At 62.3% G+C, this 16,924-nt stretch carries 13 protein-coding genes; 5 read left to right on the top strand and 8 right to left on the bottom strand.

The annotated features are described in order from the left end of the window. Positions 1 to 23: 23 nt before the first annotated feature. Complete coding sequence (locus O0880_RS13315) at positions 24 to 1,811, bottom strand: GGDEF domain-containing protein (RefSeq protein ID WP_071323779.1); 1,788 nt, start codon at positions 1,809 to 1,811, stop codon at positions 24 to 26. 404 nt (positions 1,812 to 2,215) lie between these two features. Between O0880_RS13315 and O0880_RS13310 the strand changes: the two genes are divergently transcribed. Together O0880_RS13310 and O0880_RS13305 are read left to right on the top strand one after the other, a co-directional pair. Continuing rightward, positions 2,216 to 4,414, top strand: a complete 2,199-nt coding sequence (locus tag O0880_RS13310; protein ID WP_289886871.1) for a prolyl oligopeptidase family serine peptidase — start codon at positions 2,216 to 2,218, stop codon at positions 4,412 to 4,414. A gap of 288 nt (positions 4,415 to 4,702) precedes the next feature. Beyond that, positions 4,703 to 5,707: a DUF3883 domain-containing protein gene (locus O0880_RS13305; RefSeq protein ID WP_289886870.1), complete on the top strand. Its 1,005-nt coding sequence runs from the start codon at positions 4,703 to 4,705 to the stop codon at positions 5,705 to 5,707. Positions 5,708 to 5,761: 54 nt separating this feature from the next. Here the strand turns inward: O0880_RS13305 and O0880_RS13300 are convergent, their stop codons facing one another. From O0880_RS13300 to O0880_RS13275, 6 genes are all read right to left on the bottom strand, one after another. After that, positions 5,762 to 6,649, bottom strand: a complete 888-nt coding sequence (locus O0880_RS13300) for an STM4011 family radical SAM protein (protein WP_289886869.1) — start codon at positions 6,647 to 6,649, stop codon at positions 5,762 to 5,764. Next, on the bottom strand, positions 6,643 to 8,022 hold the full coding sequence (locus O0880_RS13295) for an STM4012 family radical SAM protein (protein WP_289886868.1): 1,380 nt from the start codon (positions 8,020 to 8,022) through the stop codon (positions 6,643 to 6,645). The genes O0880_RS13300 and O0880_RS13295 overlap by 7 nt, the downstream gene beginning before the upstream one ends. A gap of 32 nt (positions 8,023 to 8,054) precedes the next feature. Continuing rightward, positions 8,055 to 8,876: an STM4013/SEN3800 family hydrolase gene (locus tag O0880_RS13290; RefSeq protein WP_289886866.1), complete on the bottom strand. Its 822-nt coding sequence runs from the start codon at positions 8,874 to 8,876 to the stop codon at positions 8,055 to 8,057. Then, a complete protein-coding gene (locus tag O0880_RS13285; RefSeq protein WP_289886865.1) occupies positions 8,869 to 9,957 on the bottom strand; it encodes an STM4014 family protein in 1,089 nt (362 codons plus the stop codon). The genes O0880_RS13290 and O0880_RS13285 overlap by 8 nt, the downstream gene beginning before the upstream one ends. A 29-nt stretch (positions 9,958 to 9,986) precedes the next feature. Next, complete coding sequence (locus O0880_RS13280) at positions 9,987 to 10,913, bottom strand: STM4015 family protein (RefSeq protein WP_289886864.1); 927 nt, start codon at positions 10,911 to 10,913, stop codon at positions 9,987 to 9,989. A 358-nt stretch (positions 10,914 to 11,271) separates the two neighbouring features. Then, complete coding sequence (locus O0880_RS13275; RefSeq protein WP_071323776.1) at positions 11,272 to 11,847, bottom strand: XRE family transcriptional regulator; 576 nt, start codon at positions 11,845 to 11,847, stop codon at positions 11,272 to 11,274. Between the two features lie 227 nt (positions 11,848 to 12,074). Here O0880_RS13275 and kbl point away from each other — a divergent pair, with 227 nt between their 5' ends. Genes kbl through O0880_RS13260 form a run of 3 tightly spaced genes read left to right on the top strand, consistent with a single transcriptional unit; the run spans position 12,075 to position 15,733 of the window. Then, the gene (gene kbl, locus O0880_RS13270; RefSeq protein WP_071323775.1) at positions 12,075 to 13,295 is read left to right on the top strand and encodes a glycine C-acetyltransferase; all 1,221 of its coding nucleotides are present in this window, start codon (positions 12,075 to 12,077) and stop codon (positions 13,293 to 13,295) included. 20 nt (positions 13,296 to 13,315) lie between these two features. Beyond that, positions 13,316 to 14,281, top strand: a complete 966-nt coding sequence (locus O0880_RS13265; RefSeq protein ID WP_071323774.1) for an NAD-dependent epimerase/dehydratase family protein — start codon at positions 13,316 to 13,318, stop codon at positions 14,279 to 14,281. Positions 14,282 to 14,332: 51 nt separating this feature from the next. Next, complete coding sequence (locus tag O0880_RS13260; RefSeq protein ID WP_071323773.1) at positions 14,333 to 15,733, top strand: L-serine ammonia-lyase; 1,401 nt, start codon at positions 14,333 to 14,335, stop codon at positions 15,731 to 15,733. Positions 15,734 to 15,950: 217 nt separating this feature from the next. Here O0880_RS13260 and O0880_RS13255 read toward each other — a convergent pair whose 3' ends face one another. After that, the gene (locus tag O0880_RS13255) at positions 15,951 to 16,691 is read right to left on the bottom strand and encodes an AAA family ATPase (RefSeq protein ID WP_289886860.1); all 741 of its coding nucleotides are present in this window, start codon (positions 16,689 to 16,691) and stop codon (positions 15,951 to 15,953) included. Positions 16,692 to 16,924 lie beyond the last annotated feature (233 nt).

The raw sequence follows: 16,924 nt of genomic DNA, 5'->3' as shown, positions 1-16,924 counted from the left end.
GGCCTGCTTACTGCCCGGGCTCGCTACGCATCCATGCGCGCCACGCCCGCGCCCTGGCGCCGGTCCAGGAACAGGCTGTTGCCGTGGATCTTCTTGGCCTGCTTCTTCGCTTCCGCCGCCTGCGTCGCAATTTGATGGTGCGTGTAGTACTGGTGCGCTTCCACCTTGATCACGCCCAGCGACAGGCTGATCAAGGAGTAAAACACTTTCTTGCCTTGCCGGTCTTCGCTGATGTAGCCGCCCCGTTCGCAGTCGCCCGTGCTGTAGTAGGCGAGGATGGCGGCCGCGAAATCGTTCAGCATGGCCTGGCAGCGCGTTTCCCAGTCTTCGCTCTGGAACAGGATCATGAAATCGTCGCCGCCGATATGGCCGATGAAGTCGCGGTTCGGGTCGCAATGGCCGCTGAGGATTTCTCCCGTCAGCTGGATCACGTCGTCGCCCTTGCGGTAGCCGTACACATCGTTGAAGGGCTTGAAGTGGTCGAGGTCGCAATAGCAGACCCAGAAGCGGCTGCCGCTGTGCAGCAGGCGGTCGATGTGCTCGTTGATGGGCACGTTGCCGGGCAATTGCGTGAGGGGATTGGCGTAGCGCGCCGCGTTGATCTGCATCTGCGTGATTTCGCGCATCAGGTCGTGTCCCGTGCCCATGCCCAGATAGCGCCCGTGCTCGGTGATGATGAAACCGTTGAACAGGTGATGGGCATCCGATTGCACCATGGTGTAGCTGAGTTCCTGCAAGCTTGTCTCGTGGTCGGCGATCAGGGGCGTGGCATCCATGAACAGGCTGCATGATTTCTTGCCGTACAGTTCGCGCTGGTAGGGGCGGGCGAAGTGGTCGATCATCTCGAAGCGGCTGATCAGGCCCAGCGGCACGCCCGCGTCGACGACGGGGATGATCATCAGCTTCGGGTCTTTCAGGAAAATGTCATACACCTCGTTATTGTTTTTCTCGGGCGAGACGGCCGCCACGCGGTGCAGCAGCTTGCGGATGCTGGCGCCATTCTTCTCCAGGTTGCTACGCTGCGGATACACGGCCACGCCATGGCGCCCCAGCGCCTGCACCACTTCGGCCGGCAGCGCGCGCGCCGGCACCATATTCGGACGGCCCAGGTGGTAGCCCTGGCCGAACGCCACGCCGAGGTCGCGCAGGACCAGCAGTTCCGTCTGCGCCTCGATGCCTTCGGCGATCACCAGGGTGCCCGATTTTTCCGCGATTTCCTGGATCGAGCGCACGAACTGCAGTTTCACGGGATCGTGATTGATGCCCTGGATGAAGTGCATGTCGATCTTCACGTATTCGGGCCGCAGTTCCGACCACAGGCGCAGGCTGGAAAAGCCTTCGCCGAGGTCGTCGATGGCGATCTGGAAACCCATATTGCGGTAATGCAGCACCGCTTCGCGCATCAGTTCGTAGTCGTAGGTGGGCTGGTTTTCCGTCAGCTCGATGATGACCCGGTCCGGATTGATGCCGATGTGCTCGATGTATTCCAGCGTTTCGCCATGGCGCGCATTGCGCAACAACAAACATTCGGGGCTGACATTGAGGAACAGCTTGCCGGGCAGCTGCAGTTCGGCAAAGCGCTCGAGCACGACCTGGCGGCACAGGTGCTCGACTTCCAGGGTCAGGTCATTCGCGCGCGCCACCTTGAACAGGTTCATCGGCGCATGCAGGGGGCTGTCGGACGGGCCCCGTATCAAGCCTTCATAACCGATGATGTCGCCACTTTGCATGTGGATGATGGGCTGGAACAGGGCGCTGAGCTTGCGGCCGGCGAGGATCTCGTGCAAGGCGTCCGTCCCTTCGATGTTCATGGGTGTGGATGGCGGCTTCAGGTAGGCCACGTTCGACGGCGGGGCGGCGGGCGCGCAGGTGGCGGCGGGGAGGGCGAGAGTGTGCATAGGCGGACGTGGCGGCACGGCCGCTGGACGGGCCATGAACATGTTGCCGATAGTAAAGAAGATTTATGACCGCTTGATGAAACGACTTTGTTTTTGATAATGTTGCTTGCATGAACGTCCGTTTGTCGATTTCGGTGAAAGCGAGATAAATCATGGTCATTACCGGGAATTTCCCAAACAAAAGTCGGTAAAGCGGCCGGATAACTGTGCATTAAAAGTGGCAATCCGCGCTATGATTTCTCTTGGCGAAAGTCAACATGGGCAGCCGTACTTGAGCGGCCTGCTTTCCTCGACATCCAACAATGAGACAAAAACCCATGCAATTACGTAGTGCAACCCTCATATTCAGCTTGATGGCCGCCTTCGGTGGCAATGCCCTGGCGCAAAGCGCCGCCACGCCATCGTGCCCGGCAGGCGACGGCGCTGCCGTGACGTATCCGGTCAGCAAGAAGGTCGACCAGCAGGACAGCTATTTCGGCACCACCATCGCCGATCCTTACCGCTGGCTGGAAGACGCCAACAGTGCCGAGACGGGCGAGTGGGTCGCGGCGCAAAACAAGCTGACGCAAGCGTACCTGGGCACCATCCCCGAGCGCGAAGCGATCAAGCAGCGCCTGACCAAGCTGTGGAACTATGAGCGTTTCTCTACGCCGACCAAGCAGGGCGGCCGTTATTTCTACAGCCGCAACGATGGCTTGCAGAACCAGGCCGTGTTGTACACGGTGAAGAAACTGACGGACGAGCCGCGCCTGCTGCTCGACCCGAATACCCTGTCCACCGATGGCACGGTGGCGCTGGCCGGCACCTCGATCAGCCCGAACGGCAAATACCTGGCCTACGCGACGGCCGCTTCCGGTTCCGACTGGAACGAGTGGAAAGTGCGCGATATCGAGACGGGCAAGGATTTGACGGACCACATCAAGTGGGCCAAGTTCTCCGGTGCTTCGTGGACCAAGGACAATACCGGCTTCTTCTACAGCCGCTATGACGCGCCGAACGAGGCGACCAAGCTGGCCGATATCAATTACTTCCAGAAATTGTATTTCCACAAGATCGGCACGCCGCAAAGCGATGACGTGCTGGTCTTCGACCGTCCCGACCAGAAGGAATGGGCGTTTGGCGGCAGCACCGTCAGCGACGACGGCAATTACCTGATCATCACGGCCACGCAGGGCACGGAACGCAAGAACCGCGTCTTCTACAAGGACTTGCGCCAGAAGAACGCCAAGGTTGTGGGCTTGCTGGAAGCGTTCGACGCCTCCTACTCGTTCATCGACAACGACGGCCCCGTGTTTTTCTTCAAGACGGACAACAAGGCGCCGAAATCGCGCGTGATCGCCATCGATACGCGCAAGCCCGCGCCTGCGGACTGGAAGGAAATCGTGCCGCAAAGCGAGGAAACCCTCGTCGCCGTCAACCTGATCAACAACCAGCTGGTGCTCGACTACCTGAAAGATGCGCAAACGCAAATCAAGATCGTCGACCTGAATGGCAAGCTGGTGCGCGAAGTGGCCTTGCCGGGCATCGGTTCGGCGGGCGGCTTCGCCGGCAAGCGTGGTGACACGGAAACGTTCTACTCGTTTACCAGCTTCACGACGCCAGCGACCATTTACCGCTACGACATGAAATCGGGCAAGAGCACGGTGTACCGCCAGCCGAAGGTCGATTTCGACCCGAACGCCTTTGAAACGCGCCAGCAATTCTTCACCAGCCGCGACGGCACCAAGGTGCCGATGTTCATCGTCTCGAAAAAAGGCATGAAGCTGGATGGCACGAACCCGACCTACCTGTACGGTTACGGCGGTTTCAATATTTCGCTGACGCCGAGCTTCTCCGTGGCCAATCTGGCCTGGGTGGAAATGGGCGGCGTTTACGTGATGGCCAACCTGCGCGGCGGCGGCGAATACGGCGAAGCCTGGCACCAGGCCGGTACCAAGCTGAACAAGCAAAACGTGTTCGACGACTTCATCGGCGCGGCCGAATGGCTGGTGGCCAACAAGGTTACGTCGCCATCGAAACTGTCGATCGGCGGCGGCAGCAATGGCGGCCTACTGGTGGGCGCGGCCATGACGCAGCGTCCCGACCTGTTCGCGGCAGCGATTCCGCAGGTAGGCGTGCTCGACATGTTGCGCTTCCACAAGTTCACCGTGGGCTGGGGCTGGGTGCCTGACTATGGTTCGTCGGACGACGCCGAGCAGTTCAAGGCGCTGGTGAAATACTCGCCGCTGCACAACCTGAAGGCGGGCGGCTGCTATCCGGCCACCATGATCACGACGGCCGACCACGACGACCGCGTCGTGCCGGCGCACAGCTTCAAGTTCGCCGCCGCCGCCCAGGCGGCGCAAGGCGGCGCGTCGCCCGTGCTGATCCGCATCGACAGCAAGGCGGGCCATGGCGCCGGCAAGCCGACGGCCAAGCAGATCGAGGAAGTGGCCGACCGCTGGGGCTTCCTCAGCCGTTCGCTGAAGATGACGCCAGCCGTGAATACGGAACCGGCCAAGGTGGCGGCGCAGTAATCAGGTAGTTGCTTGACAATGGAAAGCGCGGGCCAATCGGTCCGCGCTTTTTTTTGCTTATTTGATTTTCAATCGGACGCATGAGAAGACGCATGTATTTCTGTTAGCGCAGCCTGACAGTATCAGGGTCCTGCATCTGTCTTCTGGTTTTATGTTATTTCTGAAAAATGATATTTTAAAAATTTTATTTTTTTGGAACTTGTTCGGCAAGATGGTGTTGTGAAAATAAATAATGTATCCTCGGTATTGAATTTTTGAATAAAGATAAAATGCGCGAGGGCTTGAATAATGAAGAAAGTTTTGTGGGTAAAATTCGGTTGGTCTGACTATTATCGCGGAGAACCAGTTGACGGAAATTTTAGCTGGCTGAAAGGCAAGAAAAATAGCAAGACAAGAGGCCCGGGACATGAAGCTTTCAATTTTAACCCGAGCCCCGACGGAACATTTTACTGCTATGTTCCGCCACAGAATAAGAAATATACGCCATCAAATAATGATCCACATGGCTGGACTGTCATTTGTTTGGCGAAAAATCCGAAACATAAGGGTATTCATATTGTCGGTTGGTATGAGAATGCTACATTGCATGGAGAATGGCTTGCGCCACCGGACGGCGTCATGAGGCAGCGCGGTGAATCTGGAAGCCCAGGCTACGATTGGTCATATTGCATAAGCAGTAAGACCGTACATATCATCCCTCCAGAATGCCGAACCAGGCCATTCTCTGATCCTACCGTAAGGCAAGGGAAATACTCTTTTTTAGCGGGGCCAGACGTCGATACAAACGACAGCAAGAAGCGTGTTCTTCATCTCCTTGAAGGCAGAGTAAAGGAGTTGGCTCCATTGGCGGTCAAAAATCCTAACGAGCAAAATCTGCCCAATCCCGAGCTTGACGCTGCTGATCCCTTGAAAGGATTTGGTACAGCAGAGCATCGGAAAAAAGTGGAGAAGGCAGCGGAGCGTGTCGCTATAGCACATTATGCAAAATTGGGATATACATGCGAACGCGTCACGCACCTGCCGTGTGGTTATGATTTCGCTTTTACAAAAGGGAAATTGACTCTGCATGTGGAAGTGAAAGGCACGGCCGGTGCTTCGCCCCAGTTCTTTCTTACCAGAAATGAGCACAGAAAAGGTCTGCAATCCAATTCATCCTGGCGCCTTGCCATGGTCACATCTGCATTGTCGGCCACGCCGGATATCAATGTCTATGATGCGGCTGAATTGGCGAAGGTATTCGACCTGGCGCCTTATGTATATATTGGAACGTTTGTTCCCGTTCCAGGCAATTGAGCAATAGTTTAAAGTTTAAAGATCGAGTGGCTGGCTATTTGGGGACGGTCAAGGTCATGGCAGTGGGGCAATCCTCGCCAATACCCCCATTCCAAACATCGCCTGAAACGGCAAGTCCTTGCGCTGCGCGTAGCCGATATAGCAGTCGCACTTGAAGCGCGGGCATGGTTTTTCGCGCAGGATGTCCGCCAGTTCGTCTGTGTATAAATTCCCCAGCCGCTCGGGCACGAAGTGGCAGCGCGCCAGTTCGCCGTCGCCGTCGACGGATAGCGACGCTTCGCCCGCCAGGCAGGGCTTGCCGCGCGACGGGGCCGGGCGGCGGTTTTGCGCGAACCATGGGTCGATGGCGTCGAGCCAGGCCAGGTCTTCCGCGCTGTAGTAGCCGGGGCCACGGCGGTCATACGCATTCAGCCACAGGTAGACGTGGGCCGGCAGGGCCGCGCGCAGGACGCGGATGGCGTCCAGGTGCGCCTGCATGGCCACCACGCCGACGGAATAGCGCACGCCCATGGCGTCGAGGCGCGCGCAGCGTTCGAGGAAGCGCGCCAGGGTGGTCTGGTCCGGGTGGTAGGTGCACCACAGGCCGACCTTGTCCCGTCCATCCATGCCATCCAGCCAGTTCAATGGGCCGGACAGATTCGTCTGCAGCGCCACCTGGCGCACGTGCGGCAAAGCGGCCAGTGTCTGCATGGCCGCGCGGTAGTGGCGCCGCACCAGCGCTTCGCCCCATGGCGTGAACAGGATGCCGATGGGGCGCGTCTGGCGCGCCACCCAGTCGACAAACCGCGCCACTTCGCGCGCATCGCGGGCCAGCGCGGCGCGGCTGTCGCGTTTCTTGGCGAACGGGCAGTAGCCGCAGGCGTAGTTGCAGCTGGCCAGCGTGCCCCGGTACAGCAGGGACAGCGTTCCCGCCTGCGCGAAACCGGGCGGCGCTGTCAGCACGCCTGGCCGCTTTCCGCCATCAGCGCGCGCACCGTATCGGACGCCAGCCACGGGCCGATGGTGTCGGCATACGCGTAGCCGCGGTCGTTCAGGCGCAGCAGCGCACCGTCGTACTCCACCAGGGCCAGCGCATGCAGCTCGGCCAGCTGCGGCAAGTCGTCCTCGCACGCCGTGCCGAAGCGGGCCGTGTAGGCGTCGCGGTCCAGTCCCGGCTCCGTCAGCAGCGACTGGATCACGTAACGGCGCCGCTGTTCCGCCGCGTCGAGCACATAGCCGTGCTCCGCCTGGGCGAAGCGCGCCTCGTCGAGCGCCAGGTATTGCTCGATGATGCCGATGGTTTCCGTGCGCGCCACCGCGTATTCGCTCGAATAATGCAGGTTGGCCGTGTACGAGCGGGCGCCCGCGCCCAGTCCCACCATACCGTCGTTCTGGCAGCAGTACGAGGGACCGTCCTGTTCCGGCGCATGCGGCGCGCGGAACATGCGCATCGAGACTTGTACGTAGCCCCGCGCGCGCAGATGGTCGCGTGCGGCCGCGTACAGGGCCAGGCGGCTGTCGCCGTCGCGCGCCAGCATGATGGGGTTGAGCGTGGCGGCGCCCTGGCGGCGCGCCACTTTCCCGAGCCCCGTCTGCTCGCGCACGTACAGCGGGTACAGGTACAGCTCCTCGGGCGCGAAGGCCAGCGCGCTGTCGATCGAGGCCAGCAGGCTGGCGATGGTCTGGCCCGCGATGCCGTAGATCAGGTCCAGGTTCAGCGTGGGAAAACCCGCTGCGCGTATCAGGCCGATGGCGTGATGGACGGTGGCGTTCTGCTGCGGACGGGCCAGCGCGCGCATTTCGCCGGCGGCAAAGCTCTGGATGCCGAGGCTGACCCGGTCGATGCCATGGGCGCGGCACACGGCAAGCCGTTCGGCCGTGATGGTTTCCGGCGACGCTTCGATGCCGGCCGGCGTGCGTTGCAAATCGATGCCGAGGATGTCGCGCGCGCCGCACAGCAGGGTGTCGAGCTGCGCCGGCGACAGATAGGTGGGCGTGCCGCCGCCCAGCGCGAAACGGGCAAAGCGGCGTTCGCCCAGCGCGCCGGCCAGGGCGCGCATCTGCACCAGCACCTGCTGCACGTAGCGCTCGACCATGTCGGCGCCGGGTCGCGCCATGGCGAACAGGTTGCAGAAACCGCAGCGCATCTCGCAAAACGGGATGTGGATGTAGGCGAAGAGGGCGGAGCGGTCCTGCCGCGCCCACAGCGGCGCCAGTGGCGCCGCTTGCGGCAAGCCACGGTAGGCCGCCTTGTGCGGATAGGAATACGAATACGCCTGGTAGGGCGTGTGGCGCATGCGCTGCGCCAGGGTGTCCGTTGCTACGAATGGGTTCACGGTGGGGTTTCCTGGGAATGCGGGTGTAAGGTCTATGGGGCTGGCGCGATGAAGAAGTGCGCATACGGCACGTTCCACACGCTGTCGTGCGCCACTCTGTGGCCACGGTAGCCGTCTTCGCCATACGCGCTGCCGTGGTCCGAACAGATGATGGCGAACGTGGGCGCGCGCGCGGCGCAGGCGGCAAACAGCGGCGCCAGCGCGCCGTCCACATAGCGCAGGGCTGCTGCGTGGCTGTCCAGATTGTCGGCGCGGCAGCCCGGCAGGTAGGCGCGGTTCGGCGTGTGCAGGGCGGCCACGTTGATGAACAAAAAGGTGCGCTGTTCGCCGTCTGCCAGGCGTTCGATGGCCAGCGCCACCTGTTTTTGCGTCGAATGGCGGCTGGCCACGCCCATGCCGGCGCTCCAGTGGCTCTCCTGGAACAGCGACGGCAGCACCGTGCCCAGCGCCGTCTGCTTGTTGAAGAAACCGACGCCGCCGATGCAGATGGTGCGGTAGCCGCGCGCGGCCAGCGCGGCGGGAATGTCCGCCTCCGCGAAGGCGTAGGTGTGCTTCGAGGTCGTCTCGCTGCCGGCAAAGGCGGAGGCGAACAGGCGCGGATGGCGGCCGGGCGCGGCCGGCGTGGGCAAAAAACCCGCGAAGAAGGCCTGGTGCGCCGCATACGTAAAGGTGGCGGGCGAGTGGCGCCGTTCCCAGCCGCCGGACGGCAGGAAGCGTCCCAGCACGGGCAATTCGCCCGCCTCATACAGCGCCTGCGCCACATCGTAGCGCAAGGTGTCGAGCGTGATGAAGACGATGTCGTGGCTGCCCACGACGCCGTGCATGTCGGGGATGATTGCTGTGTCGTTAAACATGTGTCAGTTGCGCCGCGTAAGTGTCCGCGCCTTGCCAGAGCAGTCCTGGCAGCAGGTCGCCGAAGGCGTTCGCCTCGAGCGCGTGGGCCTGGCCGTGGCGCACCACGAGGTCGTAGCCCGTGACGTGGCTGGCGGGGAAGGCGCGCGCGGCCAGGGCCGCGGTTTCCTCCAGCGCCGCCAGGTCGGCCGCGTTCAACAAGCCGGCGGCGTCTCCGCGCCGGTTGTCCAGGTGCAGATTGGTCATCATCCGGTCGCCGATGCGCGCCACGCGGTGCGCGGGCCGGCCGGCCACGGTGACGACGCGCAGGTCGTAATGGCTGTCGCCGCAGCGCGGCTTGTTCAGCCACGCTTCCGCGTACAGTTCTTGCGCGGCCAGCGCGTCGACGAGGGCCGCGATGTCGCGCTCCGTCTCGTAGCGCGCCATGCGCTTGACGTTGAACAAGCGGGTCCGGCCTTCCGCCTGCGACAATGCCGCCGAGGTGGTGGCTTGCTGCCTGCCCGCGCGGTTCCGGCGATAGGCGACGACGCCGGACGCGGACGAGCCGTAGCGCGGTTTCAGGTATGCGCGGTCAAGGTCGTGTTCATGCAGCAGCGATTGCAAATGCGCGTAGCCTGCCACGGGCCCCAGCAAAGTCGGAATGGGCACGCCGTGCGCCGCCAGGTGGCGCTGGCAGGCCAGCTTGTCCGTCATGAGAATGATCTCGGCTGGCGCATTGTAGACCTGCACGTGCGATTGGACGGCCAGCTGCGCGGCCACGGCCTGCATGGCGGCCGCGAAGCCGGCAAACCAGGCATCCATCGCCAGCAGCTCGCCATGGTCGGGCGCAGGCACGGGAGGGCGGTCCTGCAGCCGGCAGCCCGCATGCAGCAACAGCAGATGGGCGGCGGCATCGTCGCCGGGCGGCTCGATCTTCAAGCGGCCGGGCTGGCGCAAGGACTCTTCCAGCAGCGCCGGTTGCGCCAGCCAGTCGCGCCATTCCAGCACCCGTGCCGGCGGCAGGCGCAGTTGCGCGCGCGCCGCCTGCATCAGGCGCACGCGCTTGCTGCCGGCCGTGGCCAGCAGGGTGAGTTGCGTATGCAAGGGATGAAACTCCGCTTATTGGCCCACGATTACTCGCCGACGGCCACGTAGCGGTAGGTTTCGCCGTCGTCTTCGTCCTCTTCCTGCGGGTCGTCCAGCACCACGTCGAATGGCAGCGCTTTCAGCTTGGCCTGGTTTTCCTCGGAAATGTAATGGTGCGACAGGTCCAGGCGCTTCAGCTTGCCCAGCTGCGTGTGATTGAGCACGGCCACGGCGCCCAGGTTGCCGATGGTGCCCAGCGACAGGTCCAGGGTGTCGAGCTGCGCCACCAGCGCTTCTTCCGCCAGCCAGACGGCTAGGTCGTCGGCGATTTCCGCGTCGCGCAGGCCCAGGTAGCGCAGGGTCGGCACGGTCAGCTGCGCCAGCACCTTGCGGTACAGGTCGACGTCGCCCGAGAAGCCGTATTCTTCCGTGCCCAGCCACAGCTCCAGGTGCGCGAGCTGCGGCATGCTCGATTGCGCCAGCGCCTCGGCGATCTTTTGATCGAGGCCGCCCGATTCGATGGTCAGCTTGCGCAGGTGCTGGTGCGCGAACGGTTCGATGACCAGTTCATTGCCGCCGCGGATGCGCAATTCCTCCAGTTGCGGGAAGGCGTCCAGCAGGGGCTTGTAGCTGCCCTGGACGATCCACGAGATTTCGCATTCCTCGTACGTCATGTCGCCGATGAAAATGGCGCGCAACCTGGGCAGTTCCGCGGCGTGCGCGATCAGCGCGGCCATCACCTCGTCGGCGCCCGCTTCGTACGGGTCGCCCCACATGCCGATGATCAGCGCCTCGAGCGCGCCCTTGTCGGCCTTGTCGAGGAAGCCGGCGATCAGTTCCGCCATCTTGCGCTTGTCGTCGTATTCGAGCGACAGGCGGTAGACGATGCCTGGCGACGCGTCAAACGCCAGGTCCGGATCGTACTGAACGACTTTTTTGTTGTGGAAGGTGGTGGTGCTGTCGGAAATGGTCATCGCGCTGGGCTCCGTGTAAGCGGTGGATGCCTGGATGCCACGCGAGCGGCCGCGCCGTGACGCTGGGACGAGCCGGGATGTGCTGCGGCGCTCTGCGAAGACATCCAGGCCTGGAAATCTTGTTTATTCTAAAATCTTAGCATAGGCATCTATGCATATTGCGCACCGCAGGAGTGTGAACGTTGCCGTAGGGTATCGCGGCTTTTCCGTGTGCAGTCGAAGCCGGATGAAAAACGGTCAGGGCAAGGCACGTGCCCGAAGACAGTACAGACAGTACGAAGAGTACAAATAGTACGGCACGGCGAGGGCGTGCGGCGCAGCCATGGCCGCGCTTTCGCCTGCCTGTCCCATTCGCTTTCTAGCGGTGTATGACCACCAGCAAAGCCTTGCCCTCGGTCTTGCCCAGATTGCGGATGATATGCGGCTGGTCGGCCGGATAGCGCGCCGTGCCGCCGTTCTTGACCTTTTTCTTCGCCGCGCCCACTTCCAGCTCCAGGTTGCCATGGATCACCGTCAAATGCTCGGTGGTGCCCGGGTCGTGCGGCTGCGACGCCAGTTCGCCGCCTGGCGCCAGGGTCACTTCATACCATTCGTATTTGCCGGCCAGTTCCATCGGCCCCAGGATGCGCAGCACGTAGCCGGCATGGTCGCCGGGCAGGGTGGGGGTTTCGTGGGCGTCCGTGATGCGGATGGTTTCCACGGCTTTTTCCGCGCTCGACAGCAATTCGCCGATCTGCACGCCCAGCGCGTTGGCCAGGCGCCACGTGATGGCGATGGTGGGATTAGCCTTTTCGCGCTCGATTTGCGACAGCATGGACTTCGAGACACCGGCAATGCGCGACAAATCCTCGAGTGTCAGGCCGCGCGCCAGGCGCAGGCGTTGCAGGGTGGCACCTACTTCAGGGGGAGAATTGGTCGAAACGCTGGTTTTCATCGGCAGGTGGCTTGCAAAGTTCAAAAGGCTTGGGTAATATCCACTATATTGAATTTCAGTTCGAAATAGTGGATTTTGAAGGAAATCACGGAAACGTGTAGACTTCAAACAGCGCTTCACGGTACAGCATACTGCGCGCACCGGTCAAGCGACGGCTTTTCCCTATGGCGGCAGAGGTCACACGGATACAACAAACACGCATACAACAGGGACACACAAGGATCATCATGAGCGAGCAAGCGAAGAACACCTTTTTCAGCGGTCTGCAACAGAACCTCGATCAACTGCGCCAGCAAGGCTTGTACAAGCCCGAGCGCGTGATCGCCTCGCGCCAGGGCGCCGAAGTGGTGTGCGACGATGGCCGTACCCTGATCAATATGTGTGCGAACAATTACCTGGGCCTGTCCGGCGACCTGCAGACGCAAGAGGCGTCCATCGCCGCCACGCAAAAATACGGCTACGGCCTGTCGTCCGTGCGCTTCATCTGCGGCACGCAAACCGTGCACAAGGAACTGGAACAGGCGATTTCCGCTTTTCTCGGCACCGAAGACACGATTTTGTACGCGGCGGCATTCGACGCCAACGGCGGCGTGTTCGAACCGCTGTTCGATGAAAACGACGCCATCATCTCGGACGCGCTGAACCACGCTTCCATCATCGACGGCATCCGCCTGTGCAAGGCTGGCCGCTACCGCTACGCCCACAACGACATGGCCGACCTGGAAGTGCAGCTGCAGGCGGCCATTGCCGCCGGCAAGCGCCACAAGGTCATCGTCACGGACGGCGTGTTCTCGATGGATGGCACGATCGCGCAACTGGACAAGATCTGCGACCTGGCCGACAAGTACGGCGCGCTGGTGATGATCGACGAATGCCACGCTTCCGGCTTCATGGGCGCGACGGGCCGCGGCACGCACGAACACCACAATGTGATGGGCCGCATCGACATCATCACGGGCACCCTGGGCAAGGCCCTGGGCGGCGCCATGGGCGGCTTTACGTCGGCGCGCAAGGAAGTCATCGACACCTTGCGCCAGAAATCGCGTCCCTACCTGTTCTCGAACACCCTGGCGCCATCGATCGCCGGCGCCTCGCTGTCGGTGCTCGAGCGCCTGGCCAAGTCGACGGAACTGCGCGACCGCCTGCATGAGAACACGGCGTTCTTCCGCAGCGAGATCGAGCGCATCGGCTTTACCATCAAGCCGGGCACGCATCCGGTGGTGCCGGTGATGCTGTTCGACGCTCCCGTGGCGCAGAAATTCGCCGCCCGCCTGTATGAACTGGGCGTGCTGGTGACGGGTTTCTTCTATCCGGTCGTGCCGATGGGCCAGGCCCGCGTGCGCGTGCAGCTGTCGGCCGCCCACACCCGCGAACAGCTGGTGAAAGTGCTGGCCGCCTTCGAGCAGGCCGGCAAGGAACTCGGTCTGCTGACCACCACTACTAATTAACAAGAACTCAGGACAAGAAGATGGAACGCATTTTAGTCATAGGCGCAAACGGCCAAATCGGTAGTGAACTGGTGGGCGCACTGGCGCTGCAGCACGGCGCGGACAACGTCATCGCCAGCGACATCGGCACCAACAATCTGTACCAGGCCAAGCGCTATGCGCAGTTGAATGTGCTGGACAAGGACGGCCTGGCGCAGATCATCGCCGACGAAAACATCACCCAGGTGTACCAGCTGGCGGCCATGCTGTCGGCCACGGGCGAGGCGGCGCCATTGAAGGCGTGGAGCCTGAACATGGATGGCTTGCTCAACATCCTGGAGCTGGCGCGCGAACGGGGCGAGGCGGGCAAACCCCTGCGCATCTTCTGGCCATCGTCGATCGCCGCCTTCGGCCCGAACACGCCGCAGGTCAACACGCCGCAAATGACGGTGATGGACCCGACGTCGATGTACGGCATCAGCAAGCTGGCCGGCGAGCGCCTGTGCGAGTATTACTTCAACAAGTATGGCGTGGACGTGCGCAGCATCCGCTACCCGGGCATCATCAGCTACAAGTCGCCTCCGGGCGGCGGCACCACCGATTACGCCATCGCCATCTTCCATGCGGCCTTGCGCGGCGAGCGCTATGACTGCTTCCTGGACGCGAACACCACCTTGCCGATGATTTACATGCCTGACGCCATCCGCGCCACCATCGAGCTGATGGACGCGCCGGCGGCGCGCATCAAGATCCGTTCGTCCTACAATGTGGCCGGCGTGTCGTTCAACCCCGAGCAGCTGGCCAAGGCCATCGTGCACATGGTCCCGGACTTCAAGATCAGCTACAAGCCGGACAGCCGCCAGGCCATCGCCGACAGCTGGCCGCAAAGCCTGGACGACAGCACGGCCGGCGCGGACTGGGGCTGGAAAGCGCAAATCGGCGTCGAGCAGATGGTCACCGACATGCTGGCCAATGTCGACGCCGGGCAGGCGGCCAAGGCAGCCTGAAGTCGTACGAACACAATATAAATAACTAAAACACAAGCAAAGAGACACTATATGGACATGAGCGTATTTGACCTGTTTAAAATCGGCATCGGGCCGTCGAGTTCCCACACGGTGGGGCCGATGGTGGCGGCGCGGCGTTTTCTGGTCGAATACGGTCCGCTGGACCAGGTGGTGGGCGTCGAAGCGGCCCTGTATGGCTCGCTGGCGCTGACGGGCGTGGGCCATGCCACGGACAAGGCCGTCATTCTCGGCCTGATGGGGGAAACGCCGCAGCACGTGGCGCCCGATGCCGTCGACAGCAAGCTGGCCGCCATCGAGGCGGCCGGTGAAATCGCGCTGCTGGGCACGCACGTGGTGCCGTTTACGGCGGCCACGGGCCTGATCTGGCACAAGAGCGAGTCGCTGCCCGAGCATCCGAACGGCATGTTGTTTACCTTGAAACTGGCGGACGGCAGCCGCGTCGACAAGGTGTATTACTCGATCGGCGGCGGTTTTATCCGCGAGGCCGGCGAAGCGCAGGCCGAAGCGGCAGTGGAATCGGCCGCTTCCGCGCGCGTCGTCTTCCCTTTCGACACCATGGAGCAGCTGCTGGCGCATGGCGTGGAAAGCGGCCTGTCGATCCCCGAAATGCTGCGCGCGAACGAATGCGTCAAGCGCAGCGACGCGGAGCTCAATGAAGGCCTGGACCGCATCTGGCACGTCATGCGCGACTGCATCGCGCACGGCCTGGAAACGACGGGCAACCTGCCGGGCGGCTTGAACGTGAAGCGCCGCGCCGCCAAATTATGGCGGCTGGCACAGGACGCCAAGGCGTCGGACAACCGCGCCAACGACTTGCCGCACGACGCCGTGCACCTGGTCAGCCTGTACGCGATGGCCGTCAACGAGGAAAACGCGGCCGGCGGGCGTGTCGTCACGGCGCCGACCAACGGTGCCGCCGGCATCATCCCGGCCGTGCTGCGCTACTACGCGCAGGACTGCCGCCCCAGCGATCCGGTGGGCGGCGTGCGCCGTTTCATGCTGACGGCGGCTGCCATCGGCATGCTGTGCAAGCGCAATGCCTCGATCTCGGGCGCCGAAGTGGGCTGCCAGGGCGAAGTGGGCGTGGCGTGCGCCATGGCGGCGGCCGGCCTGGTGGCGGCACTGGGCGGCACGAATGAACAGATCGAGAACGCGGCCGAAATCGGCATCGAACACCACCTGGGCATGACGTGCGACCCGATCGGCGGCCTGGTGCAGATTCCGTGCATCGAGCGCAACGGCATGGGCGCCGTGAAAGCCATCACGGCCGCCTCGCTGGCGCTGAAGGGCGACGGCACGCATTTCGTCAGCCTCGACGAAGTCATCGAAACCATGCGCCAGACGGGCGCGGACATGCAGGACAAGTACAAGGAAACGTCGCTGGGCGGCCTGGCGGTCCACGTGATCACGGTGAATCATGCGGCTTGCTGATGTGTTGCTGGTAGTGTCGGATTACGCGCGGAGCGCTAATCCGACCTACGATACGCCACGGTCGGCGTAGTGTACGTAGGTCGGCTTAGCCCGCAGGGCGTAAGCCGACATTGTCCATCGCGTCGCCGCGACGTCCCATGCGACTCTTTAACATCGCGTAGGTCGGCTTAGCGCAAAGCGCGTAAGCCGACATCACCACGGCAGCAAGCCATCACCCTCACTCTTCCTCGAACAGCTGCTCCAGCCTTCTTGGATAATTATTCAGGAAATCGCGCGTCACGGCGAAGTGCTCGGTGTCTTCATATGCCACTTCGTGGATGCCGCCGCCCGTAAACATCAGGATCTTCGCGTGCGGGTAGGCCAGCAGGATGGGCGAGTGGGTGGCGATGATCAGCTGCGAATCGTCCTGCACCAGCTGGTGGATCACCGATAAAGCCGCCAGCTGGCGGCTCGGCGACAGGGCAGCCTCCGGTTCGTCCAGCAGATACAGTCCCTTGCCCCGCAACTTGTTGATCAGGGTGGCCATGAAGGCTTCGCCGTGCGACTGCGCGTGCAGCGACTTGCCGCCATAGCTGCCCAGGTATTCGGGCATGTCGTCCATATACGTGGCGACATTGAAAAAGCTCTCGGCGCGCAGAAAATAGCTGTCGTCCGGTTTCTTGTAGCTCTTGCTCAGGCGCAGATGCGCGTGCAGGCCCGATTCCTGGTCTGATTCCTGCGCAATGCGCACGCTGCGCGTGCCGCCATCCTTGCCGAAGCCCAGCGCCACGGCCAGCGCTTCGAGCATGGTCGACTTGCCGCTGCCATTCTCGCCGACGAAAAACGTCACGTCGCGGTGGAAATCGATGTGCACGAAATCGCGGATGGCGGGGATGGTGAACGGATAGCGGTCCAGGTCGACGACGGCGTCAGGGCGCAGCGCGGCGCTTTGCAGGTACGGTTTTTTACTGATCGGCATGGCCGGTTTTCGACTCCATGGTTCTCGATTCCATCATTGGCACGGTACAGGGCAGAAAGCACAGTGTGGCGCAAATCGGCGGCGCGCGCCAGTGCGTACGCCGGCCATGTTCGCCTGGCTTGATCTCATGCCATTATGGCCTGTTTGATAATAGTCAGGCTCTCCAATTGTCACATCCTGCCCTGGTCCGCGCCACGCGATTCGCCTTGGACGGCGGCTGGCACTATAATATC

The sequence above is a fragment of the Janthinobacterium sp. SUN118 genome, assembly GCF_030397695.1.
Taxonomy (GTDB): Bacteria; Pseudomonadota; Gammaproteobacteria; order Burkholderiales; family Burkholderiaceae_D; genus Janthinobacterium.
Note: the sequence above shows the minus strand (reverse complement) of the source record. Positions and strands in the feature narration are given on the sequence as shown.